Source organism: Aeromonas sp. QDB23 (assembly GCF_027707745.1).
Taxonomy (GTDB): Bacteria; Pseudomonadota; Gammaproteobacteria; order Enterobacterales; family Aeromonadaceae; genus Aeromonas; species Aeromonas allosaccharophila.
In genome coordinates this window covers 31,849-55,072 of sequence record NZ_JAPCJA010000005.1, presented here as the reverse complement: position 1 = coordinate 55,072, position 23,224 = coordinate 31,849, and the positions used below count along the sequence as shown (strand labels likewise).

Genomic DNA, 23,224 nt, shown 5'->3' with positions numbered 1-23,224 from the left:
TTTGTCACTCACGAGGTTACCGTGAACAAAGTCATACCTTTAACGATTCTGCTGGGCTTCACCCTGCCGGTGCTGGCGGCACCGACCCTGATCGCCGAACAGGGCAAGGAGGAGGGCAAGCTCGCCATCCCCTACCAGATGTACAAGCTGGACAACGGCCTGACCGTGATCCTGGCCCCCGATCGCTCCGATCCGCTGGTGCACCTCGATGTGACCTATCACGTCGGCTCATCCCGCGAGACGGTCGGCAAGTCCGGCTTCGCCCACTTCTTCGAGCACATGATGTTCCAGGGCTCGAAACACGTCGGTGATCAGGAGCATATGCGGATCATCAACGAGGCCGGTGGTGACATGAACGGCACCACCAACAAGGACCGCACCAACTACTACGAGACTGTGCCTGCCAACCAGCTGGAAAAAGTGCTCTGGCTGGAGGCGGATCGGATGGGCTTCCTGCTCGATGCTGTGAGCCAGAAGAAGTTCGAGATCCAGCGCGCCACCGTCAAGAACGAGCGGGCCCAGCGGGTCGATAACCAGCCATACGGGCTGGTGAGCGAGAAAGTGGGGGAGGCGCTCTATCCGCGCACTCACCCCTACTCCTGGCAGCCCATCGGTTACGTGGAAGATCTCGACCGGGTCGATGTGAACGACCTCAAGCAGTTCTTCCTGCGCTGGTATGGCCCCAACAACGCCACCCTGACACTGGGCGGCGACTTTGACAGCAAGCAGGCCCTCGCGTGGATTGAGCAGTACTTCGGCTCTATCCCGCGCGGCCCGGATGTGGCTGAGCCTGCTCCCAAGCCGGTGACCCTGCCCGAGACCCGTTATGTGACGCTGCAGGACAAGGTACACCTGCCGTTGCTCTATATCAGTTACCCCACCGTCTCTCTTGGCGATCCGCAGGAGCCGGCGCTCGACATGTTTGCCGACGTGCTCGGCGGCTCGGCCAGCTCCATGCTCTACCAGTCGCTGGTGAAAACCGGCAAGGCGATCGATGTGGGGGCGTCCCACTACTGTGAAGAGCTGGCCTGTACCCTGACCGTCTACGCCTACCCCAATCCGTCGCAGGACGGCAGCCTCAAGACCCTCAAGGGGGAGGTGGACAAGGTGATCGGCGAGTTCGCCCAGCGCGGTCTCAAGCCGGAAGATCTGGAGAAGGCGATCGCCAAGTACCGTGCCTCCGCCATCTGGGGTCTGGATAGCGTCTCCGGCAAGGTGAGCCAGCTCGCCATGGGTCAGGTGTTTACTCAGGATCCCAACTATGTATTCAAGACTCTCGATGCCATCGGCAAGGTGACCCCGGAGCAGGTGAAGGCCGCTTACGACCAGTTCATCGCGGGCAAACCGGCGGTGGTGCTGAGCGTGGTGCCCAAGGGCAAGACAGAGTGGCAGGTCGCTACCCCGAACTTTACCCCCGCCAAGCGTGAGCTGCCGGATTACAGCAAGCATGACGAGGCGCTGGCCGAACGACCGGTGAAAGACAATTTCGATCGCAGCGTGCAGCCCAAGGCAAGCGAGGCGGTGAGCGTCAAGGTGCCCGCCATCTGGCACGGCAAGCTCGACAAGAACATCGAGATTATCGGCACCAAGAGTGACGAGATCCCCGCCGTCTCCATCATGATCGCCCTGCCGGGCGGCATTCGTGCCGAAGATAAGGGGCAGCTTGGGCTGGCCAATCTGACTGCCGCCATGATGGGGCAGGGCACGGTGCGCCTGACCGAGGCTCAGCTCAGCGACGAGCTGCAAAAGCTGGGCTCTTCCATCGATGTCTCCAGCGCCCAGTACAACAACCTGATCACCGTCAGCTCTCTGGCGGACAAGTTGCCCCAGACGCTGGCGCTGGTGCGCGAGGTGCTGGAGCGCCCGGGCATGCGGGAGGCGGACTTCGAGCGGGTCAAGGCGCAGCTGCTGCAAGGGATGCAACAAGCGCAGCAACAGCCCGAGTGGCTGGCCGGGCAGGCGTTCCGCGAGCTGGTCTACGGTAAGCAGAACCGCCTCGGTCAGCCTTCCGACGGGGTGCCGGCCGATGTGGCCAAGCTGACGCTGGCGGATGTGAAGCACTTCTATCAGGCCTACTACAACCCCACCAATGCCAAAGTGGTAGTGGTCGGTGATGTGGGCCAGAAGCAGATCGAGGAGCAACTGGGCTTCCTGACCGAGTGGAAGGGGGCCACGCCGACCCTGGGGGATCTCAAGCTCAAGGGTGAGCAGGCCAAGCCGGGCATCTATCTGGTCGACAAGCCGGGGGCGCCCCAGTCGGTGATCCGCATCGGTCGTCGTGCCATGCCGTTCGATACCACGGGGGATTACTTCACCGCCGGGCTGATGAACTTCAACCTGGGTGGTAACTTCAACAGCCGCATCAATCTCAACCTGCGGGAAGAGAAGGGCTACACCTACGGCGCCAGCTCCGGTTTCTCCGCCAACCGCGAGGTGGGTACCTTCGCCACCGGCGCCAATGTGCGGGCCGATGCGACCGTCGATGCCATCCGTCAGTTCCTCAAGGAGATGGACACCTACCGCAAGAGCGGTCCGACCCCGGTCGAGCTGGCCTATATGCGCAGTGCGGTCTCCCAGCAGGATGCCCTCTCCTACGAGACCCTAGGCCAGAAGGCAGGCTTCCTGTTGCAGATGGTGATGTATGATCTGAAGCCGGACTATGTGCAGGCCCAGAGCAACCTGATCAAGACGGTGTCGCCCGAGGCGCTGAAGGCCAGTGCCGCCCGTTGGCTCAATCCGGCCGACATGGTGATCGTGGTGGTGGGAGACAAGCAAAAGCTTGAAAAACCCCTGCAGGAGCTTCATCTTCCCATCTATCCGCTGCAGTTGCCGTAACTGACGCTTTATAAAAATCAAGAGCCGCGCCGGATGGGGCGGCCTCACATGAGCCGTGAATATGACTACAACAAGCTTGTCGCTCACCGAGTTGCTGAATGCGTTGGGATCACCGGAGCGCCGCACCGCGCTCAAGGGGATCCGGCGCGGGATCGAACGTGAATGCCTGCGCATCACGCCGGATGGCCGACTTGCCCAGAGTGACCATCCCCGGGCGCTGGGCTCGGCCCTGACCCATCCCAATATCACCACCGACTACTCGGAGAGCCTGCTGGAGTTCATTACCCCGGCCACCGACTCCATCGACAGTCTGATGGATCAGCTCGGCGACATCCATCACCATGTGATTCAGCATCTGGGTAACGAGCGGATTTGGCCGCTCTCCATGCCCTGCTTCGTCGGCGGGGAAGAGAGCATCCGGCTGGCCCAGTACGGCAGCTCTAACATCGGCAAGATGAAGACCCTCTACCGGCAGGGCTTGAAGAACCGCTATGGCAGCCTGATGCAGGTGATCGCCGGGGTGCACTTCAACTTCTCCATGCCCGATAGCTTCTGGTGCGAGTGGCAGGATCTGGAGTGCGTCGGCTGCTGCAGCCAGCGCTTTATCTCCGACAAGTACATGGGGCTTATTCGCAACGTCTACCGCTTCGGCTGGCTGGTGCCCTATCTGTTTGGTGCCTCCCCGGCCATCTGCGAATCCTTCCTCAAAGGGCGCAAGAGCAACCTGCCGTTCGAGAAGACCGGCAAGGGCACCCTCTATCTGCCTTACGCCACCGCGCTGCGTCTCTCTGATCTCGGTTACACCAACAGTTCCCAGGCGGGGCTCAAGATCAGCCACGACAGCCTGCCGGCTTATGTCAGTAGCCTGCGCCGTGCCATCAATACCCATGACCCCGAGTTCGCCAAGATCGGGGTCAAGGTGAATGGCGAGTACCGTCAGCTCAACGACAACGTGCTGCAGCTGGAGAACGAGCTGTACGCCCCGATCCGCCCCAAGCGCACCCCGCGCAGCGGCGAGAAGCCCTCGGATGCGCTGGATCAGCGCGGCATCGAATACATCGAGCTGCGCACCGTGGACGTCAACCCCTTCACCCCGCTCGGTATCGATGCGGATCAGATTCGCTTCTTCGACCTGTTCCTGGTCTGGTGCCTGCTGCGCCCCTCTCCGGTGCTGAGTGACGAGGAGATTGCCCGCAACCGCCGCAACCAGAACAAGGTGGTGCTGGAAGGGCGTCGTCCCGGCCTGATGCTTGAAGATGAGCAGGGCAATGCCATTGGCCTCAAAGAGTACGGTCTCAAGCTGTTCGACGAGCTGGCTCAGGTAGCCGAGCTGCTGGATCGCTGCTGCGGCCGCAACCGCTACCGCGAGACGCTGGCGATGCACCGGGAGAAGCTGCTCGACCCCGAGCTCACCTACTCCGCCCGCATGCTCAAGGAGCTGCTGGAGAGCGGCAAGGACAATGGCTGCTACGGCGACAAGCTGGCGACCCGTTATCGCGAGGAGCTGCTTGCAGGGGAGCTGCAGTACTGGGATGAGGCCTACTTTGCCGGTGAGGCGAAGGATTCGCTGGCCAAGCAGCGGGAGCGCGAGCGCAGCGACAGCCTGTCGTTCGATGACTTCCTGGCCGACTACTTCGGTACCAGTACCACCACAGCCTGATATCAAATAAACCAGAAGCCGCTCGATGAGCGGCTTTTTTATTGGTTAAGGCGTTATGGATTGCGGCTGAGGCAAACCAGCCAGATGACGTAGTTGGGTCAGCAGATAATCCCGGTAGAACTGCCCGAACAGTTTGTTTGGCTCTATTGAGTCTAAAAATGTCTGACGCAGCCGCTCCAGATTGCTGGGCAGGCGGCGCACATGGGTATCGATCCAGACGATATTGCCGGCAGGGGATAGCATCAGGTTGCCCAGATGAAGATCCCGATGATAGTAGCCGTGCTTGGCCAGGTGATAGAGATCCTGGGCGAGCCGATGCAGCAGGGCCAGGCGATCGTTCTCCCCTGCCTGTTTGAAGTAGTGTTCGCCGGAGCAGTGCTCCGCCAGGTAGTGCACTGCCAGAAAAGAGGCATGGGGATTGAGTGGATTGAGGGCGATCCCGGCGGCCTTGCAGGGAACCACCTGTAGCCCGGCTTTGCGCAGACGGCGATTGCTCTGCCACTCGCGCAGGGCATCGATATGACCCACCAGACGCTTGCCGAGCAGATCCCGACGCCACCAGCCAAGGCTCCAGCGCGGGTACTTGTCTGGCACTATCTTGCACAGGCTGTTGCTGGCGGGATGTAGCCAGAATTGGCTGCTGGCAATGGACTCCAGCCTGCGGGTCAGCTCGCTCTGTTGCAGGGCCCAGTGATCCAGTCCGAGCTCGTCGTGGAGCAGCAGGTAATAGTGTTTCTTGCCGTGCAAGTCGAGAGTGGTCAGCGTCATGGCATCGGGTGTCAAATGGGGGGATGAATCTCATCCATAGGGGATGATGAATATCTGAACCACTTTATGCCCCCCTTGCTGACCGAGGCTGAATGAGCAACAAAAAAGCCGTCCCGGGAGGGGACGGCTTTCTTGGGGAGGACGTAGAGGCGATATCAGACGTGGTTATACATGGCCTCGATTTCGCTCTGGTACTTGGCCTCGATGATCTTGCGGCGCAGCTTCATGGTGGGGGTGAGTTCACCCAGCTCCATGGAGAAGGCGCTCGGCAGCAGGGTGAACTTCTTCACCTGCTCGAACTTGGCCAGCTCTTTTTGCAAGTCAGCGATGCGTGCTTCGAAGAACTCCTTCACCCGGGAGTTGCGCAGCAGCTCGCTCTTGCACTGGTATTGCAGGTTGATGGAGCGGGCGTACTCTTCCAGCGACTCGAAGCAGGGGACGATCAGTGCCGAGACGAAGTGGCGGGCATCGGCGACGATGGCGATCTGCTCGATAAAGCGATCCTTGCCGATGGTCCCTTCCACCAGTTGCGGGGCCACATATTTGCCGTTGGAGGTCTTCATCAGCTCCTTGAGGCGCTCGGTGAAGTAGATATTGCCCTGGCTATCGAGCTCACCGGCATCGCCGGTACGCAGGAAGCCATCTTCGGTCATCACCTCGGCAGTGGCGTCCGGTTTGTTGTAGTAGCCGCGCATCACGGTGGGGGAGCGCACCAGCAATTCGTTGTTCTCACCCAGCTTCACTTCGATGCCGTTCAGTGCTGTGCCGATGGAGCCGAGCTTGAACTGGCTGTCTTCATAGCAGCAGACGGTGGCTGTGGTTTCGGTCATGCCGTAGCCGTACTTGAGATTGAGCCCCATCGCCTGGAAGAAGAGGTTTACATCATCGGCCAGACGGGCGCCTGCCACCGGCAGGAAGCGGGTACGGCCGCCAAAGCGGGCACGCAGCTTGCGAAACACCAGTCGCTCCGCCAGCCAGAGCTGGGCATAGAGTTGCGGGGAGGCGGATTTGCCCGCCTGACGGGTAGCAACCATCTGCTTGCCTACCTTGGTCGCCCAGCCAAACAGGGCGCGACGCAGGGCCGGCGCCTGAGCCACCTTGGCCTGGATCATGGCGTAGGCCTTCTCGTAGAGGCGCGGCACGGCGCACATCACGGTCGGTTGTACTTCGCCAATCACATCCATCACTTTCTGCGGGTCGCGGATATAGACGTTTTCACCACCGCAGTAGAGCACGTAGAAACTCCAGACCCGCTCGAACACATGGCTGAGCGGCAGCATGCAGAGCGACACATCCTGCGGATTGAGGTCGAGGCGGCTGTTGTGCATCTCGAAACAGGCGGCAACGTTGGCAAAATCGAGCATCACCCCCTTGGGTTCGCCGGTGGTGCCGGAGGTGTAGATCAGGGTCAGCAGGTCGTCCATCCGGTACTGACTCTCGCGCTCCCGTAGCACCTGTTCGCTGGGCTGATGGTTGCCGGAGACCAGAAACTCCTGAAAGTGGCTCGCTTGCGGGCAGCCGTGCAGATTAACGTTGCCATCGAGGGCGACGATCTGGCGGATTTCGCCATCCTTTAACAAGTTGAGCGCCTGATCGAACTGGGGCTGTTCACCGACGAACAGCAGGCCGATGTTGGCATCGCGCACGATATAGCGCAGCTGTTCGAGGGTGCTGGTGGGGTAGATTGGGACACTGACGCCGCGGGCGGCAAGGATGCCGAGATCGGCCTGGGTCCACTCCGGCATGTTGCGGGCGTAGATGCCGACCATTTCGGTTGGCTGGTGGCCGGCACGGATCAGCGCCTGGGCGCAGTAGTCCATGGCCTGGCCCAGAGTACGCCAGCCGATGGCGCGCCACTGGCCATCTTGCTGAACCCGCAGGGCAGCCTTGTTGCCAAGCTGGGCAATACGTTCACGCATCAGTCGAACCAGATGAAGCTTCGGCATCAGTCAAACATCCTTTAATTACAGTTGTACGCCCGCGAGGGCACTAAAAATCGGGCTAGAGTTTAAACTCCAACATTACAGCTTACAAGTGTTCGCCGTTTGTCTTGGATCACAAAGAGTGCAAATAGCTACGCCTTCGGGCAGGCTGGCCGATACTGCAAGGGAGTGCAAAGAGGGTTAACGATATGAATCTGTGGGTGAAAGTAGCGTTGGCCGCAGTCGGGCTCATGGTGGTGGGTGGCGGTGCAGCCTGGTTCTTTTTTGGCAAGGGGGCTCAGGGGCCCGCCAATCCCTGGTATCAGGGAGCCGAGGGGTATCATCAGGCCCAGCAACAGGCGCTGGCGTTGGGTTATCCGCTGCTCTATGTGCTGGAGACCCCCAAGTGCCGCCGCTGCGGCGATCTGGAGAAGAAATTCTGGCAGAGCAAGGAGATGGCAGGCCCGCTCGCCCGGCTGGTGAAGGTGCGGCTCAACCCGGGCAAGGGGGATGGCAGCGAGCAGATCCTGCGCCGCTTTCCCAAGGTCGCCACACCGCCCGGTATCTATATCCAGCAGCCGGGTCAGCCCCTCAGGCCTATCAAGGTCGTGGTGGATATCGACCAGATCTGGATGCCCGGAAAAACCTGGCAGCGGGGCTTCTATATGCCGCTCTCTGCCGCCGGATTCGAGGCGGTGGTGCACACGACCCTCTCCTTGCAGGACCCCGCGCTGGACAACGCCCCCCTCGATTGAGGGGGCCAAGACGCCTGAGCACGGCGAATTGGCCGGATCAGCCGAAATCGAACAGTCGCGACATCAATACCGCATCTTCCCGATCGTTGCCGGTGCCGTAGTAGTCGGCGCGGCGGCAATATTCGGCAAAACCGGCGCTCTCGTAGAGGTTGATGGCGGTCTGGTTACCGGCCCGCACCTCGAGAAACCAGGCCTCTGCGCCGGCTTGCTTGCTGCGTGCCAGATAGGCCTGCAACAGCGCCCGTCCCAACCCCTTGCCCTGAAACGCCGGATGCACGCAGATGTTCATCAGCGAGCTGTCACCGGCCACCAGATCCGAGATATAAAAGCCCGCCGGGCGACCGTCGACCAGCATCAAGCCGTTGAGATAGCGAGGGCCGAAGCAGGAGAGCAGGTTGGCCTGACTCCACGGCTCCTTGTGAGCGGCTTGCTCGATGGGGTAAACAAGGTCGAAATCGCTCTCGAGCAGGGGACGAAACTCAGGCATGGGGGCTCCGGATGGCAAGATATTGGGCACTGGGGGTGGCAGGGGCGGCGTGTATAAAATCAGGTAAAAAGAGCGGCATCACGGTGGGGCTCGGCGGCATGATGCAGGATCACGCCGCGCTGGCCGCAAGGTGCTGGCGCAGTTGTTGCCACAGGGCGCGCTTTTGCGCGGCGCTGGGGACGAGCGGGCAGATCAGCGCATCCGGCCGCGCGGGGTTGGCCTCCGTCAGCCAGAGCAGGGGGGAGGTGTCCGCCCTTTGCAGGTCGGCGGGCGGCAGCTCGCTGAGCAGGGAGACCTCATCGGGCGTCATGCCGAGCAGCTGGCAGATATCCGCCAGCAGCGTGGTGGCAGGCAGTCTGGGCGCCAGCAGCCAGAGTTTGCCGCTGGGCAGCGGGGCGCTGCTGGCCGGGGCCGTCTGGCCGGTATGTTGCTCAAGTTCGGGAGCAGGTTCTGCGCCCAGCAATGCCGGACGACGCAGCTGCCAGCTTTGAATGCCCATGCGGGCCAACATGCTCTGACGAACGGGATCTTGCATCTGGGGCGACTCACTCTTGATCTGCATTGGGGAAAATCGTGTTGCGCAGGGTACACTCGAACCGGTTTTGCTGCACCCTTTGCAACGTATCATCTGGCGCATGCGGGCATGACACGCAGATCATGATGCTGATAACCACTCTGGTCACACATGGGCGCTGCAACGGTATCGCACCGCCCTGGCGTTTTTTCCTGCCAGAGTCGGGTATTCTGTGGCAAGAGATACCAGAATAAACATCATAACAAGACAAAACCCAAGGTCGAACAAATGGATATCGCACCTTGGGGCTATCATCATCCCAGCTTCGGAACAGTCTCTATGTCGTCTTTAGCTCAAGCCCAGAACCCCGCGCGTCTTATTCCCATCCAGGAGCGGCTGCCCCGGCTGCTGGCGGCCCTTGGCGAGGGGCTCTACGAACGGCAGGATGCCCTGCGCCTCGGTCTGCTGGCCGCCCTCAGCGGCGAGAGCCTCTTCTTGCTGGGCCCGCCCGGCATCGCCAAGAGCCTGATTGCCCGCCGCCTCAAGCTGGCATTTCACGACGCCCGCCACTTCGAATACCTGATGACCCGTTTCAGTACGCCGGAGGAGGTGTTTGGCCCCCTCTCCATTCAGGCGCTGAAAGAGGACGGCAAATACCTGCGCCTCACCGCCGGTTATCTGCCGGAGGCCGAGGTGGTGTTCCTCGACGAGATCTGGAAGGCGGGCCCCGCCATCCTCAATACCCTGCTCACCGCCATTAACGAGCGGCAGTTCCGTAATGGCGACAGTCAGCACCCCATCCCGATGCGCTTGCTGGTGACCGCCTCCAACGAATTGCCCGCGCCGGATAGCGGGCTGGAAGCGCTCTACGACCGGATGCTGGTGCGGATCTGGATGGACCGGGTGCAGGAGAAGTCGAACTTTCAGGCGATGCTGGCCAGCGATGGCCATGCTCACCAGAACTTGCCGGAATCCTTGCAGATCCGGGGCGATGAGTACGAGCAGTGGCAGAGCCAGATTGAGCAGGTGCGCCTGCCGGATGCCTGTTTCGAGCTCATCTACCAGCTGCGCCAGCAGCTCGACAGCCAGCTGGCCCACCGCTGTTATGTGTCGGATCGCCGCTGGAAGAAGGCGGTACGGCTCATCAAGGCGAGTGCCTTCTTCAATGGCCGCGACGAGGTGGCCCCCCTCGACCTGCTGCTGTTCAAGGATTGCCTCTGGCATGACGAGGAGTCCCGCACCACCCTGATGGAGATGATGACCGAGTTCTCCCGTCTCTATGGTTATCAGCAACTGGCGATGACTCGCCAGTTGCTGGCGCTGCGGGATCAGTTCAAACAGCTCAAACAGAGCGTGGCCCAGCGGCTCTGCACCAAAGCGCGCCAGCGTAAGCAGTGGTTTGGCCGCCGCGCCCGGGGCATCGAGATCCCGCTCGCCAATGCCAGACCCTTTGGCAAGCAGGTGCACTTTCATCTGCTCACTCCGGCGCCGCTGGATGGCAGCGATCCCGAGCGCCTCACCCGCACGCTGGTGTTCGATCGTACCCTGCTCTCCCACTGGCGCCCCACCGGCGAGGCGCTGGTCGGCTATCAGTTCGGCAACCCGAAAGAGGGGCACTACGAGTTGGTGCTCGATGATGAGCTGCGGCTGCAGGTGCTCGATATCCAGCGCCAGCAGATCCCGCTGGTATTGATGGAGCGCAACGCCATTCCCGAGGTGGTGCTGGAGCCCTGGTTGCAGGCGCTCGACGAGCAACTGGTCCAGGTCGGCAAGGTGATGCAGGAGCTCAAGCAGCAGCGCAGCCTGTTCGAGCGTCATCAACAACACCTCTTTATTTCCTCACGCTGGCTGCAGCAGGTGGAGGACAGCTTCTTCGTACTGAACCGGGATCTTGAACTGCTGCGCAGCGAGTTGGTGCAGTGGCGCGAACGGTTGCCGAGGCTGGACGAGTAAGGGACGCACATGCTTGAGATTGGCATGCTGGATCTGGGGCTCCTGATGGGCGAAGGGGAGCTGGCGGGTGAGGTGGCGCTCCTGCTGGCAGCCTCGCCCAAGATATCCGAATTTATCAAACGCTCCCCGCTGCAAGGCAAGCTGCTGAAAAAGCGCCTGCAGAGCTGGGGCGAACAGCTCGGCGAGGAGATCCGCCACAAGCCGGTGCCGGTGGCGCTGGAGCAGGAGTACCTGCTCTATCAGGCACACCGGCAACTGCCGATGACCGAGTTGATTGGTCGCCTGCCCGGCCTGCTGGAGTCGCTGGATCAGTACAGCCCCTTCGCCGGTGAGGCCCGCTCCTTGGTGCGCCAGCTGATGGCTCACCCCACCGAGGGGCTGCGCCAGCTCTTTATCGACAAGTGGCGCGCCAGTCTGGTGGGGAGCCTGTTGCAGTTGCAGCAGCAGATCGCCGAGTCGGAGCGGGAGAAGCAGCGTCAGGAGATTGAAGATCAGCTGCTGGCGAGCCGCACTCTGGCCGATGCCCTCGATCCCAACCAGATTTCTGCGGGCGGCCTTTGGGATCTGGCGCAGGGATACTGGCACAAGCGCAGTCTGGTGCTGATCAAGCAATATGCCCGCATGTTGCAGCGCGAGCCCTTGCTGGCGGAGATCGCGGGTCTGCTCGGGCGCAGCGAGCGGGATCGGCGGGCGCAGGAACAACCGGTGCCGCCGGTCGAGGTACTGGAGCTGGAGCCCGCCCCCAGCGATGATGTGCCGGACGATCTGGTGGGCATTCATCAGGCCAGCGATCTGATGCGCCTGCTGCCAAGCGAGGCGGTGATGCTGGGCTTGCCCGAACTGGAGCTGGAGTTCTACCGTCGCTATCTGGAGCGGCGCCTGCTCAGCTACCAGTCGCGCGGTACCCTGCCGCGCCAGCGTATCATGCTGCGCACCCCGGAGCAGGGCGGCAAGCAACTGCAGCAGCGCGGCCCCTTTATCGTCTGTGTCGATACTTCCGGCTCCATGGGCGGTTATCCCGAGGAGTGTGCCAAGGCGCTGTTTCTGGCGTTGCTCAAGGTGGCGATGGATGAGAAGCGCGGCTGCTACCTGATGCTCTTTTCCACCGAGGTGGCGACCCTCGAGATCACCGCCGATACCGGTCTGGAGAAGGCGGAGCGCTTTCTCTCCATGAGTTTTCACGGCGGTACCGATCTGGTGCCCTGCCTGGAAAAAGCGCTGGCCAAGCTCGATGATCCTGCCTTTGCCAAGGCCGATGTGCTGGTCATCTCCGACTTTATCGCCCAGAGCCTGCCGCACGCCCTGCTCGATCAGATGAATCGCTATCGTCAGCGCCAGACCCGTTTTCACGCTGTCGCCATGTCCCGCCATGCCAAACCGGCCTTGCTGCGGGTGTTCGACAACAGCTGGCTGCTCGATTGCGGCTTGCGTGGTCGGCTGCTGCGGCGCTGGCAGCATCACTAGTAACCGGGAGGGCCCTGCGTTACGTTGCGCCCTCTTGCCGCCGTGATTGTCCCGCGAGCGTTCAACTCAATGATGTCGCTGTAAAATGTGACCAGACAGCCATTCGGGCGGCAGCGTGGGACTCAGGTCTTTACAACCCTTGTTGCAGGGGAAAAGATAGTGATTTTCCGGCATCCACTGCCCGATGACCTCTCCCATTCACCCGGAGTCTTTATGCGTCACCTTGCTTTACTGCTGTTGCTGGCGGTGTTCGGGCTGGCGGCCCAACCCTTGTCACCCGCCCAGCTGGAGAGCGAACTGGATGATATGGAGCGGGTCTATCAGCCGATAGAACTGTTACATGAACGGATCGACCGGCTGTTGCAGGATGGCGATGCTTATTCGCAGCCACAGCAGATGCGGATCCGGCGGTTGGCTTGCTGGGCGCACTCGGCCGATGACATGCAGGAGTCCCGTCGTGCCATTGCATATGCCGACAGCCAGCTGGCGCTCGCTAAAAAGCGGGAAGATGGCGCCGCCATGGCCGATCTGACTATTTGCCGTGGCTGGTTCAATCAGTTGCTTGGCGAGGTGGCACAGGCTCGTCATGACTTCGATGAGGGATTGCGCCTTGCGAGGGTGGCGGCCTTGCCAAAGCTGGAGGCGCTGGCGCTGTCCCGACGGGGGGCCATGCTGTCGTTTCAGGGGGCGTCCGGGCAGGGGCTGGTGGATCTTACCAAGGCGCATGACATCTATGAAGAACTGGGGCTGGTCACCTGGTATCACCAGGCGCAGCTCGAGATCGCGGCAGCATTTCGCCGGATGGGGCTCTATACCGAGGCGCTAACCACTCTGCACCGGCTGGATGAACACTTTGTCAAGAACCACAACGGCTTCGGGGCGGCCAGGATGAGCGAGCAGTTGGCACTGGTCTATCTGGATACTGGGCGCTATCAGGAGGCGCAACAGGAGCTTGAGCGAAGCCTCGCTTTTTTCCACCAGCCGGAATACCGGATTGAACATGCCGATCGTCAGGTGATGCTGTCGGAGGCTCTGCTCGGTCAGGGGCGCACGGAGGAGGCTGGGCGCTTGTTGGGGCAGGCTGCACGGGTGCTCTCTCCGCAAGTGGATCTCATTCTCCATGCCCATCTCGAGCTGGTGATGGCCAAGCTGCAGGTAAAAAAGCGGGAGCCGATTTCGGCCCTGCGCGCGCTTGCGACAATTGAACCGATCCTGAAGGCGGAGGGGCACATTCGTTACCTGATGGATCTCTACGGCGTGCGTAGCGAAGCATTCGAGTTGCAAGGGGACTATCCGGCGGCGCTGGCAGCGTTGCGGGATCATCTGGTGCAGGAGCAGCGTCTCGATCAGTTGCAACGGGAGCAGAGCACTGCCTGGGTGCGCGGCGAGTTTGAACTGGCCCGCCAGGAGGTGGAGAACAAGCAGTTGCGGATCGAGCAGCAGTTGCAGCAGCAGGAGCTGGCGCAGATCAAGGAGCGTCGCTTCTGGTTGCTGGTGGTGATGGTACTCTGCGGGGGGCTGGCTTTGCTGACCATGGGGTGGCTGATTGAGCGCAATCGTCGGATGCATCGGTTGGCCTTTACCGATGAGCTGACCGGCATCAATAACCGGCGCCGGGTTTTGCAGCACGGCAGCGATATGTTTGCGCTGGCTCGCAGGCAGGGCACACCCTTTTGTCTGCTGGTGTTCGATATCGATCACTTCAAGCGGATCAACGACACCCTGGGCCATCATCAGGGAGACCGGGTGCTGCAATGGGTCTCGCAAGCGGTAGTGAGTCAGTTACGCCAGCATGATGTGTTGGGACGTATCGGGGGAGAAGAATTTTTGGTCCTGTTGCCGGATACCGGTATCGAGGAGGCGTGCCGGGTGGCTGAGCGGATCCGCGAGAGGGTGGCCAACCTGACGCTGCCCGGTCTCTCCCATCCGGTGACCATCAGCATAGGCGTCGCTTGCCAGCAGGCTGATGATCCGGATCTGGCTGCCCTGACCCGGCGCGCAGACGAGGCCCTCTACCGCGCCAAGGAGGCTGGTCGCAACCGGGTGGAAACAGACGACTGACGGGCTGGGTATTTTTCACTCGCGCGGGTATAATGTCGCGCAATTTTGCTTTGACTCAGGCGAGAAGACCCATGTAACGCAACCCTCCTCCCTCTCTCCACCAGGTTGGCAACACGCCAGCTGGCGTGGCTTTCGTTGCGTATACATGTGCCGTGAGCGGCATTCCGGATTTATTCCCACGGTGGCTGATGCCACCGCTCAATAGAAGAACGTTGAATTATGTCAGCTGAATTTCTGAGTGAAGTCTCCAAGAGGCGCACTTTTGCGATCATTTCGCACCCGGATGCGGGTAAAACCACCATCACCGAAAAAGTCCTGCTGTTCGGACAGGCCATTCAGCGCGCCGGTACCGTCAAGGGCCGTGGCTCAGGCCAGCACGCCAAATCCGACTGGATGGAGATGGAGAAGCAGCGTGGTATCTCCATCACTACCTCGGTGATGCAGTTCCCCTATGCCGACTGTCTGGTCAACCTGCTCGACACCCCGGGTCACGAGGACTTCTCCGAAGATACCTACCGTACCCTGACCGCGGTCGACTGCTGCCTGATGGTCATCGACGCCGCCAAGGGTGTTGAAGACCGGACCCGCAAGCTGATGGAAGTGACCCGTCTGCGCGATACTCCCATCCTCACCTTCATGAACAAACTGGACCGCGAAGTGCGCGACCCGATGGAAGTGATGGACGAGGTGGAGCGCGAACTGAAGATCATGTGCGCCCCCATCACCTGGCCGATCGGCTGTGGCAAATCCTTCAAGGGGGTCTACCACCTCTACAAGGATGAGACCTATCTCTATCAGACCGGTCAGGGCCACACCATTCAGGAGAAGCGGGTGGTCAAGGGGTTGAACAACCCGGATCTGGATGCCGCCATCGGCGAGGATCTGGCTGCCCAACTACGCGGCGAGCTGGAGCTGGTGCAGGGCGCCTCTCCCGAATTCGACCACGAGGCTTTTATCGCGGGCGAGATGACCCCGGTGTTCTTCGGTACTGCACTCGGTAACTTCGGTGTCGACCACATGCTGGACGGTCTGACCGACTGGGCGCCGTCTCCGATGCCGCGCAAGGCCGAGAGCCGCGAAGTCGAAGCGACCGAGGAGAAGTTCTCCGGCTTCGTGTTCAAGATCCAGGCAAACATGGATCCGAAACACCGCGACCGTATCGCCTTTATGCGTATCGTGTCAGGCACTTACAGCAAGGGCATGAAGATGCGCCACGTGCGCATCGGCAAGGATGTGAACATCTCCGACGCCGTGACCTTTATGGCTGGTGACCGGGAGCAGGCGGAAGACGCCTTCGCCGGTGACATCATTGGTCTGCACAACCACGGCACCATTCAGATCGGTGACACCTTCACCCAGGGTGAAGATCTCAAGTTCACCGGCATTCCGAACTTCGCACCGGAACTGTTCCGCCGCATCCGCCTGCGCGACCCGCTCAAGCAGAAGCAGCTGCTCAAGGGGTTGGTGCAGCTCTCCGAAGAGGGCGCGGTGCAGGTGTTCCGTCCGCTGATCAGCAACGATCTGATCGTGGGTGCGGTCGGTGTGCTGCAGTTTGACGTGGTGGTATCGCGCCTGAAGAGCGAATACAACGTCGAAGCGCTGTACGAGGCGGTCAACGTCTCCACCGCCCGCTGGGTGGAAGGGACCGACGTCAAGAAGTTCGAAGAGTTCAAACGCAAGAACGAGGTCAACCTGGCCCTCGATGGCGGTGACAACCTCACCTATATCGCGCCGACCATGGTCAACCTGCGTCTGGCGCAGGAGCGTCACCCCGACGTTCACTTCCGCCAGACTCGCGAGCACTGATCACCGCTGGTTTGCCTGTTGGCAGATGATCAAAGAGACCCCGCTTCGGCGGGGTCTCTTTTTTGTATCGCTTTGCCTGAAAGGAGAGATGCGGGTGGCAATGGCATCACACCTGGCCGGTCGCCAGCGACCTTTGCTCTGGTGATCTCCCGGAGGGAACCATCCGATATCTGTCCGAAAGATAGCGGAAGTGTTTTTGCTCCCTTCTCCCCTTGCGGGAGAAGGGGTGGGGATGAGGGGGCTTTACTCCAGCGTCAACACCATGCAGATCTCGCAATCCCCGTGACCGGTGCAGCCGAGGGGGCCGGGAAGGTGTTCAAAGCCGAGGGATTCATAGAGGCTGGTGGCTTCGCGAAGTACTTCGGTTGTCTCCAGATAGCAGCGTTGATAGCCCAAGTCACGAGCGGCATCCAGCGCCTGCAGCACCAGCCGCTTGCCAAGGCCCAATCCGCGCAGGGCGGGCATAAAGTACATCTTCTGCAGCTCGCAGACTCCCTCTTCTCCCGCCAGCGGCGCTATGCCGCCACCGCCGAGGATGGCACCGTCCGGCCCTTCGATCACCCAGTAGCGGCTTTTCTCCCCCTGATAGCTTCGGGAGAGGGTATCGAGATTGGGATCGGAGACCCCATAACCCTTGTCGGCGGTGAGGCCATATTCGGCCGATACGGCGCGGATCACCGTGGCGATCCGGGGATCATCTGCCGCCGTGATGGGGCGAATGCGGTAACCCTGCTGGCGGCGGGCACGGGAGAGGGCGCTGCGGTAGAGCAGCAGGCCGCTCCACAACTGTTCACGCTCGGGCTGGCTCAACTGCGCCAGCATCTCCTCCATCGCCCCGTCCATCTCCCGGTGCAACTCCAGCAGCATCGTTTGCCCCTCGGCAGTGAGACGGGCCTCCTTGCTGCGCCCGTCGGAGGGGTGCGGGTGCCAGCTGATCAGCTCCCGTTCGGCGAGGCGAGCCAGCGGGCGGCTGGCATTGGATTTGTCGATGTGCAGTTTTTCCGCCAGTTGCTGGTTGGTGGCGGGGGCGTTTTCCAGCTCGATCAGCAGGTGAGCCTCGATGGGGGTGAGGGCCAGATTGCCGCACTGCTGTGAGAGCATGCCGAGTTCGCGGACCAGATCGCGCGACAGGGCGCGCAGGGGACGGGGATCCATATCGTGGTTTCCTTTTTAGTTGTGCATAACAACTAAAGTAGCGTAAAAGTTGTAATTCGCAACCTTTTTTCTCCGTCATGTTGGTCCGAGGGAGGCGGGTCAGGCCAACCCTGTGCCATGGGGTGGGCTCAGGGTTGGCTGCCGTGATTACCCGATATCAGCCTTTGGCTACCGGAATGCCCCATTCGTTCAAAATCCCCCACTCGCTCAATCTGGCCTGCCACTGGGGGCGCCCTTCATTGATTCGAAATGGTCCGAGTTGCCATGGTGTTGGCATGGCTTGCTCCAGCGTGCGGGCCAGCAGCTGTTTGGCCCAGCCTGCGCGGTCGATCCCCTGCCAGCTGCCACCCTGTAACTGCAACAGGGTGATGACCTGCCGCAGCTCGTGCAACTTGCCGATGCTCTGCTCCTGTTTGAGCTGGCGCACCCTGGCCTGAGCGGGCAGTAACCAGCCCAGCAAGCGGCCGGTGCGGCTGGTGGCCGGTTGCCGCAGTGCCTGGATGCCATCGTCCAGCACCTTGAGGTAGGGCTGGGTGAACGTTATGCCCAGCATGTCGAGGGTATGAGGGGAAAACCGATCCGCATCGGCGTGGGTCGGCAGATGCACGGTATGCTCCTCGACCCGTCGCAGGTAGCGGTTGTTCTCCTCTGTCAGCTGGGCAGCCAACTCGCGTACCTGCGGCAGCGTGAGTGCAGCCAGAGTCGCCATATCGATATGGGTTACCGGAATGGATTCGGCTGGTGGCAGGTGCTTTCCATCCAGTTCAGCCTGCAGATTGGCGGCCGATCTGGTCAGCTTCGCCAGGATTTGGCAGGCAGGTCGGTTGCCCAGCTGGCGGGTGATCTCCTTTTCCAGATTGAGATGTTCTTCCGCCTCGAGGCGGCGTAGCTGTTCCGCCTGCTGTTGTGCCAGCGCCGGGTCTGCCGTTCTTGCTTGGGGGTCTGCGCGCTGGGCTGTGGATGGAGTGGCAACGACGGCTGGCGGCAGTGGTTCGGCTCGCACCGTGAAGCTGAGCGCCAGCATGCCTTCGAGTTTGAAGTGGCGGCCCAGCATGCCTGCCCGTCCGCTCTCTTGGGCGAAGGCGTGATAGAGCGCGCCACGGCCATGACCGGCCAGCAGGCGGTTCATCACGTTTGCAATCTCCTCCTTGCGGGAGGGAAGGGCGTTGATCTTGACCTGTGCGCCGTCGGGCGTGTCGAGCAAGCCAAGATAGCGGCCGATCTCGGGTTGTTGCAGGTAGTCGCGTAGATACGCAGTATGGCACTCACGCTTGGCCGGGTTGGCATCCAGATAGTGCTGCAACACCTGTTTCAGCTCCAGCGCCAGTTGCTGCAGTTCGGGTTTGCCCAAGGCTCTCGGTGGAAGGGGCTGACTGCGTAATTGGCAGGATTTGCTGCCAAAGGATCCCTTGAGGGTGACATAGCGTCCGATCTCACCGGCAGGATCCTTGACCAGCGCGTTGGTGAGCGCCTTGCCATCCGGCAGTTTTTTCAGCCGGTTGAGCAGGGTGACCAGATGGGTCAGGGGATCTGCGGTCGCCAGCGTCGGCTTGCCGAGTTCATTGCGCATCTGTCCGGCTCTCAGCAAGTCATCGAGTGCGGTTTGCTGTTCGGGGTGTTGTTGCACATAGCCAGAGAGCCCCTTGCGTAGTTCGCGATTCAACTGCTGCTGGCTATCGGGGGCCAGCGCTGGCGGGGCCGGCAGCGCCAGTTCGGGGCGATCGGTGGTAGGGGCGGTCAGGTTGCGACACGCGTTCACAAAGCGACTGCCGGGATTGCTTCGGGGGCGGGAGGGCGTTGCGACAGTCGCGAGTGGGGCGGTGGGTTCGATTTTCATGGTGGGCTCCTTGCTTGCTATTGCTCTGCGTAGAGTCGGGGCGTGAGGTCGTGGGCCAGTTCGGCAAGCTGACCCATCAGGTTGTCGAGCAAGGGTTCATCGCAGTGTGCGAGAAAAATCTGGGCGTAGAGGGTGAGGGTGGGTACATCCCCCTCCAGTCCGAGCCAGGCACCGCCCATCCGGTTGACCTCGCTATTGAGGCTCAGCCAGTGCTGCAGGTTGGCGGGGGTCAGGCGATTGGCATCCAGCTGGCATGTCATCGGGGTGGTGATGAGCAGCACGCTCTCATCGGGATCAACCTCCAGCCACCACTCCCTGTCCTGCTGGTCGAGTAATAGAAACATCCGGTTTTTCCCATCCGGAGCAGCGGTAGCCTGCGTACCGGAGAGGCGTGCGATCCAGTGATAAGCATGGTGGTGTGACATGGTGTGCTCTCCCCTTGGCAAGGTGTCGGGAAGAGTATTCCATGGCGAGGCGGCGCTATCTGTCAGTGCTGGCCGCGATTATGGCGGGAAAGGACGAACGGTAGCCCCGTTGACGGGGCTGCCGCAGGTAAGGAGGGGCGTCAGGCGGCGGCCCTGATGGCCAGTTCCGGGCGGCGGGAGAAGCAGCGGGCGAGCAGCAGCATGGTGGCCACGCCTATGGTGCCCAGCACCAGCCAGGGGAGGGCTGGTTGCCCCTGTTGCAGCGAGAAGTCATAGAGAGAACCGCCGCCCACGTAGCCGGTCATGCCGCCCAGTGCCAGCCCAAGGCGGCTGAAGCCCATGTAGCTGCCACGGGCATTGGGGTTGGCGAGCTTGGTCATCAGGGTCTCCCGCGCCGGTTCGCAGATGATGATCCCCAGATAGAAGCAGGCCAGCAGCACGAAGATGCCGGAGAGGGTGCTGACAAACGCAACCAGCCCAATCCCCACCGTCATCAGCAGGATACCCGCCATCAGTCGGCTCTCCAGCCGGTAGCGCCGCTCGCTGAAGCGGGCGATGGGGTAGAGCAGCGCCAGCGACAGCGCCGTTTCGAGACTGTACATCCAGCCCACCGCCGTGGTGGTACCCACCAGTTGCTTGACCAGGATCGGGAAGATCAGCATCACCTGCACCCACAGCATGTAGTAGCCGCTCAGGATCAGCACCAGCCGACAGAAGGCGCGATCGGCCAGTACCTGCCCCAACCCTTCCCGCATCGGCGTCGGTTTTACCGAGAGGCGATAGGCGGGCAGCAGGGTCCAGTTGCAGAGCGCCGCCAGCGTGAAGAGCCCGGCGCCCAGCAGGCAGACGTAGGTGAAGTCGAAACGCAGCAGCCAGCTGCCGAGCAGGGCACCGGTGACGGCGCCTGCGCTCTCCAGCATCATCAGCAGGGAGATAAAGCGGCCCCGCTCATGGGGACGGGTAAATTTGATCACCAGCGCCGCTCGTGGCGGGTCAAACAGGCAACCACCGAGCCCGGAGAGGAAGCAGGAGAAGATCAGCATGGCGCCGCTGTCGGCCCAGGCCAGGGTGGCGAAGCCGACGGCGCGCAACAGCATGCCGGTGACGATGAGCGGGCGGGCGCCAAAGCGGTCGGCCAGCGAACCGCCGAAGATCCCCAGCCCCTGCTGGGTCAGCTGGCGCAGGCCGAGGGCCAGCCCCACCAGACCCGCCGCCCAGCCGAGTTGATCGACGAAGCGCAGGCTGATCATCGGCATCACCACAAAGAAACCCAGGATCACCAGTGTGGTATCCAGCGCCAGAAACCAGCGTCCCCAAAACCTCGCCCTATCGACCATAACACCCTCTCATTCACAGATAACTTCATTCTGGAGAGGGTTTAGATATAGTGGTAGACGACAACTACCTATATTTCATATCAGGATTATTTATGTCTATGGATCTGGACGATCTGCAACTGCTGCTGGATGTCGCCGAGTTGGGCAGTTTCAGTCAGGCGGCTGCCATTCGTGGCTGGTCGCAGCCGCTGGTGAGCCAGCGCATAGCCCAGCTCGAACTCAGTCTCGGTGCGCCGCTGTTTCAGCGCCATCGGCGCGGGGTAACGCCGACCCGTGCCTGCGAGCAGTTTCTGCCATCAGCCCGTTCGGCACTGGCCACCTTGAGTGAGGGACGTCTGGCACTGCAGGGGGCGCCAGCCTTGCCTTGCATCCGTCTTGCCAGCCTGCCCTCTCTGACTGCTGTGGTATTCGGTTCCTTGTTGATGGAGCTGGTGGACGAGCCCTTCGAGATCCGCTGCACCACGGATCACTCCGGGGTCATCATGCAGGAGTTGCTGACCGGGGTGACCGATATCGGCTTTGTGCTCAAGTGTCCGCCGGTGGCAGGCCTGCAGATGGAGCTGCTCTGCTGCTCCCCCATCATCGCCATCGCCTCGCCGCTGCATCCGTTGGCTGGATGCCATGGCCTGACCCTGCAGGATATCGCCGACCAGCGGCTGGCGCCTCAGGTGTGGGGGCCAGGGTGTGACGTCTTTATCCAGCAGTTGCGGCGGCTACGGCGGGCGGCCAGCCCATTGCATGCGGTACAGCCCGCCAGTGCAGCGCGCGATCTGGCGCTGGAGCACGGTTTTATTACCCTGATGCCGGAGCTGGCCATCAAGCGGGATCTGGAGGTGGGGCGGCTGGTCAGGCTCGATGTGCGCAATCTGCCGCAGGAGCATTGGGATGTGATGATGGCGTGGCGCGGTGGCAAGCGGCCCAATCCGGCCCGGGAAACCGTGTTGGCCACCGCCCGCACACTGGCGAAACGGTGGCGGAATGAGGGGTGAATGGGAAGAGGGGGGCTGCAGTGTAAAAGGGTTGGCGCGGCCAGTGGCGATTGGCTACATTGGGTGGCTGGTTCGCTATTTGATCACTGATTTGAAAGGAGAATTCCATGTTTTCATGGCAGTTGGACGACGAGCTTGCGCTGCTCTTCTTGCAGCCCGATATGGCGAGCGAACTGTTTGCCCTCTGCAATGACAACCGGGAGTATCTCTCCCAGTGGCTACCCTGGCCGCCGCTGATCCAGCGCCCCGTCGACAGCGCCCTCTTCATTCGCAGTGCCATCGAGAAGTTCGCCCGCGGCGAGGGGCTCACCACCGCCATCGAGTATCAGGGGGAGGTGGTGGGGGTTATCGGTTACAACAGCATCGATCACGACCTTGGCAAGGTGGTTATCGGTTACTGGCTGGCGGAGCGCTGGCAGGGCAACGGCATTATCACCCGGGCCTGTCAGGCCCTGATCCATCACGCCTTCGAGGAGATGGGGATGGAGAAGGTGGAGATAAGCGCCGCCACCGATAACGAACCCAGCAGAGCCGTCTGTGAACGGCTCGGGATGCAGCAGGAGGGGGTGACCCGGCGCGCAGAGCGGCTGGGCAACCGGATTGTGGACCATGCCCACTACAGCCTGCTGCGCGACGAGTGGCTAAGACAGAGGGAGTCCTGATGGCACTGCCACATATCAAGACGGCCCGAACCCATCTGACCATACTGGCGCCGGATCAGGCTCCGATGATGCTCGACTTCTACCGGCGCAACCGCGCCCATCTCGCCCCCTGGGAGCCGTTGCGTGACGAGCACTTTTACACACTCTCTTACTGGCATGCCCGGTTGCAGGACAGTTACAGCCAGTTCTTCAACGGCACCGGCGTCAATCTGGTGGCGCTGGACCCCGCTGGTGAGCGGGTGATCGCCACCTGCAATTTCAGCAATATCCTGATGGGGGTCTTCAAGGCGTGTCATCTGGGCTATGCCATCGACCAGCAGCATCAGGGGCAGGGGGTGATGCGGGAGGCGTTGTCCGCCGCCATCGACTACCTGTTTCGGGAGCACGATCTGCATCGCATCATGGCTTGCTACATGCCTGCCAATCAGCGCAGTGGAGCCTTGCTGGAGCGGCTCGGTTTCGAGCGGGAGGGATTCGCACGGGCGTATCTGATGATCAATGGCCGCTGGGAGGATCACATCCTCACCTCGCTGATTAATCCGGCGCTCTGAGCGACAGATAAAAAAACGGGCCCGAAGTTGCCTTCGGACCCGT

General features: G+C 61.5%; 18 protein-coding genes. 10 read left to right on the top strand and 8 right to left on the bottom strand.

Annotated elements, in window-relative coordinates; all coding sequences use genetic code 11:
• Positions 1-21: 21 nt before the first annotated feature.
• Together PG888_RS03810 and gshA are read left to right on the top strand one after the other, a co-directional pair.
• Positions 22-2,835, top strand: a complete 2,814-nt coding sequence (locus PG888_RS03810; protein ID WP_182938789.1) for a M16 family metallopeptidase — start codon at positions 22-24, stop codon at positions 2,833-2,835.
• A 61-nt stretch (positions 2,836-2,896) separates the two neighbouring features.
• On the top strand, positions 2,897-4,495 hold the full coding sequence (gene gshA, locus PG888_RS03805; RefSeq protein ID WP_182938790.1) for a glutamate--cysteine ligase: 1,599 nt from the start codon (positions 2,897-2,899) through the stop codon (positions 4,493-4,495).
• A gap of 45 nt (positions 4,496-4,540) precedes the next feature.
• Here the strand turns inward: gshA and PG888_RS03800 are convergent, their stop codons facing one another.
• Entirely contained in the window at positions 4,541-5,263 is a 723-nt protein-coding gene (locus PG888_RS03800) for a lipopolysaccharide kinase InaA family protein (protein ID WP_182938791.1), read from the bottom strand.
• A gap of 155 nt (positions 5,264-5,418) precedes the next feature.
• Positions 5,419-7,209, bottom strand: a complete 1,791-nt coding sequence (locus PG888_RS03795) for an AMP-dependent synthetase/ligase (protein WP_182938792.1) — start codon at positions 7,207-7,209, stop codon at positions 5,419-5,421.
• Between the two features lie 185 nt (positions 7,210-7,394).
• Here PG888_RS03795 and PG888_RS03790 point away from each other — a divergent pair, with 185 nt between their 5' ends.
• On the top strand, positions 7,395-7,940 hold the full coding sequence (locus tag PG888_RS03790; protein ID WP_182938793.1) for a hypothetical protein: 546 nt from the start codon (positions 7,395-7,397) through the stop codon (positions 7,938-7,940).
• Between the two features lie 37 nt (positions 7,941-7,977).
• Here the strand turns inward: PG888_RS03790 and rimI are convergent, their stop codons facing one another.
• Both rimI and PG888_RS03780 read right to left on the bottom strand, forming a co-directional pair.
• Positions 7,978-8,427 carry a ribosomal protein S18-alanine N-acetyltransferase gene (gene rimI / locus PG888_RS03785; protein WP_042656300.1) on the bottom strand — a complete coding sequence of 150 codons (450 nt, stop codon included), beginning with the start codon at positions 8,425-8,427 and terminating at the stop codon, positions 7,978-7,980.
• Between the two features lie 109 nt (positions 8,428-8,536).
• On the bottom strand, positions 8,537-8,962 hold the full coding sequence (locus tag PG888_RS03780) for a DNA polymerase III subunit psi (RefSeq protein ID WP_182939696.1): 426 nt from the start codon (positions 8,960-8,962) through the stop codon (positions 8,537-8,539).
• A 318-nt stretch (positions 8,963-9,280) separates the two neighbouring features.
• Between PG888_RS03780 and PG888_RS03775 the strand changes: the two genes are divergently transcribed.
• From PG888_RS03775 to prfC, 4 genes are all read left to right on the top strand, one after another.
• Positions 9,281-10,894, top strand: coding sequence for an ATPase RavA domain-containing protein (locus PG888_RS03775; RefSeq protein ID WP_162518083.1), 1,614 nt, complete (start codon positions 9,281-9,283; stop codon positions 10,892-10,894).
• A 9-nt stretch (positions 10,895-10,903) separates the two neighbouring features.
• A complete protein-coding gene (viaA, locus tag PG888_RS03770) occupies positions 10,904-12,358 on the top strand; it encodes an ATPase RavA stimulator ViaA (protein WP_182938794.1) in 1,455 nt (484 codons plus the stop codon).
• Positions 12,359-12,571: 213 nt separating this feature from the next.
• Positions 12,572-14,419: a diguanylate cyclase gene (locus PG888_RS03765; protein ID WP_182938795.1), complete on the top strand. Its 1,848-nt coding sequence runs from the start codon at positions 12,572-12,574 to the stop codon at positions 14,417-14,419.
• A 216-nt stretch (positions 14,420-14,635) separates the two neighbouring features.
• Positions 14,636-16,225: a peptide chain release factor 3 gene (prfC, locus tag PG888_RS03760; RefSeq protein ID WP_139406888.1), complete on the top strand. Its 1,590-nt coding sequence runs from the start codon at positions 14,636-14,638 to the stop codon at positions 16,223-16,225.
• A gap of 243 nt (positions 16,226-16,468) precedes the next feature.
• Here prfC and PG888_RS03755 read toward each other — a convergent pair whose 3' ends face one another.
• From PG888_RS03755 to mdtH, 4 genes are all read right to left on the bottom strand, one after another.
• Positions 16,469-17,380: a bifunctional helix-turn-helix transcriptional regulator/GNAT family N-acetyltransferase gene (locus PG888_RS03755; RefSeq protein WP_111807567.1), complete on the bottom strand. Its 912-nt coding sequence runs from the start codon at positions 17,378-17,380 to the stop codon at positions 16,469-16,471.
• A 157-nt stretch (positions 17,381-17,537) separates the two neighbouring features.
• Complete coding sequence (locus tag PG888_RS03750; protein ID WP_182938796.1) at positions 17,538-19,217, bottom strand: hypothetical protein; 1,680 nt, start codon at positions 19,215-19,217, stop codon at positions 17,538-17,540.
• Between the two features lie 17 nt (positions 19,218-19,234).
• The gene (locus PG888_RS03745; protein ID WP_182938797.1) at positions 19,235-19,642 is read right to left on the bottom strand and encodes a type III secretion system chaperone; all 408 of its coding nucleotides are present in this window, start codon (positions 19,640-19,642) and stop codon (positions 19,235-19,237) included.
• A gap of 140 nt (positions 19,643-19,782) precedes the next feature.
• On the bottom strand, positions 19,783-20,979 hold the full coding sequence (gene mdtH / locus PG888_RS03740; RefSeq protein WP_182938798.1) for a multidrug efflux MFS transporter MdtH: 1,197 nt from the start codon (positions 20,977-20,979) through the stop codon (positions 19,783-19,785).
• Positions 20,980-21,071: 92 nt separating this feature from the next.
• Between mdtH and PG888_RS03735 the strand changes: the two genes are divergently transcribed.
• The 3 genes from PG888_RS03735 to rimJ all read left to right on the top strand — a co-directional run bounded on the left by PG888_RS03735 (position 21,072) and on the right by rimJ (position 23,181).
• Complete coding sequence (locus PG888_RS03735; protein ID WP_075113960.1) at positions 21,072-21,968, top strand: LysR family transcriptional regulator; 897 nt, start codon at positions 21,072-21,074, stop codon at positions 21,966-21,968.
• 107 nt (positions 21,969-22,075) lie between these two features.
• Entirely contained in the window at positions 22,076-22,630 is a 555-nt protein-coding gene (locus PG888_RS03730; protein WP_005341258.1) for a GNAT family N-acetyltransferase, read from the top strand.
• The gene (gene rimJ / locus PG888_RS03725) at positions 22,630-23,181 is read left to right on the top strand and encodes a ribosomal protein S5-alanine N-acetyltransferase (RefSeq protein ID WP_058053977.1); all 552 of its coding nucleotides are present in this window, start codon (positions 22,630-22,632) and stop codon (positions 23,179-23,181) included. Before PG888_RS03730 ends, rimJ begins: the two co-directional genes overlap by 1 nt.
• The last annotated feature ends 43 nt before the right edge of the window (positions 23,182-23,224 follow it).

Coding starts and splice junctions, on each gene's coding strand:
- gshA (WP_182938790.1), top strand. CDS start 2,897: ATGACTACAACAAGCTTGTCGCTCACCGAGTTGCTGAATGCGTTGGGA.
- PG888_RS03800 (WP_182938791.1), bottom strand. CDS start 5,263: ATGACGCTGACCACTCTCGACTTGCACGGCAAGAAACACTATTACCTG.
- PG888_RS03795 (WP_182938792.1), bottom strand. CDS start 7,209: ATGCCGAAGCTTCATCTGGTTCGACTGATGCGTGAACGTATTGCCCAG.
- PG888_RS03790 (WP_182938793.1), top strand. CDS start 7,395: ATGAATCTGTGGGTGAAAGTAGCGTTGGCCGCAGTCGGGCTCATGGTG.
- rimI (WP_042656300.1), bottom strand. CDS start 8,427: ATGCCTGAGTTTCGTCCCCTGCTCGAGAGCGATTTCGACCTTGTTTAC.
- PG888_RS03780 (WP_182939696.1), bottom strand. CDS start 8,962: ATGCAAGATCCCGTTCGTCAGAGCATGTTGGCCCGCATGGGCATTCAA.
- PG888_RS03775 (WP_162518083.1), top strand. CDS start 9,281: ATGTCGTCTTTAGCTCAAGCCCAGAACCCCGCGCGTCTTATTCCCATC.
- viaA (WP_182938794.1), top strand. CDS start 10,904: ATGCTTGAGATTGGCATGCTGGATCTGGGGCTCCTGATGGGCGAAGGG.
- PG888_RS03765 (WP_182938795.1), top strand. CDS start 12,572: ATGCGTCACCTTGCTTTACTGCTGTTGCTGGCGGTGTTCGGGCTGGCG.
- PG888_RS03755 (WP_111807567.1), bottom strand. CDS start 17,380: ATGGATCCCCGTCCCCTGCGCGCCCTGTCGCGCGATCTGGTCCGCGAA.
- PG888_RS03750 (WP_182938796.1), bottom strand. CDS start 19,217: ATGAAAATCGAACCCACCGCCCCACTCGCGACTGTCGCAACGCCCTCC.
- PG888_RS03745 (WP_182938797.1), bottom strand. CDS start 19,642: ATGTCACACCACCATGCTTATCACTGGATCGCACGCCTCTCCGGTACG.
- mdtH (WP_182938798.1), bottom strand. CDS start 20,979: ATGGTCGATAGGGCGAGGTTTTGGGGACGCTGGTTTCTGGCGCTGGAT.
- PG888_RS03735 (WP_075113960.1), top strand. CDS start 21,072: ATGTCTATGGATCTGGACGATCTGCAACTGCTGCTGGATGTCGCCGAG.
- PG888_RS03730 (WP_005341258.1), top strand. CDS start 22,076: ATGTTTTCATGGCAGTTGGACGACGAGCTTGCGCTGCTCTTCTTGCAG.
- rimJ (WP_058053977.1), top strand. CDS start 22,630: ATGGCACTGCCACATATCAAGACGGCCCGAACCCATCTGACCATACTG.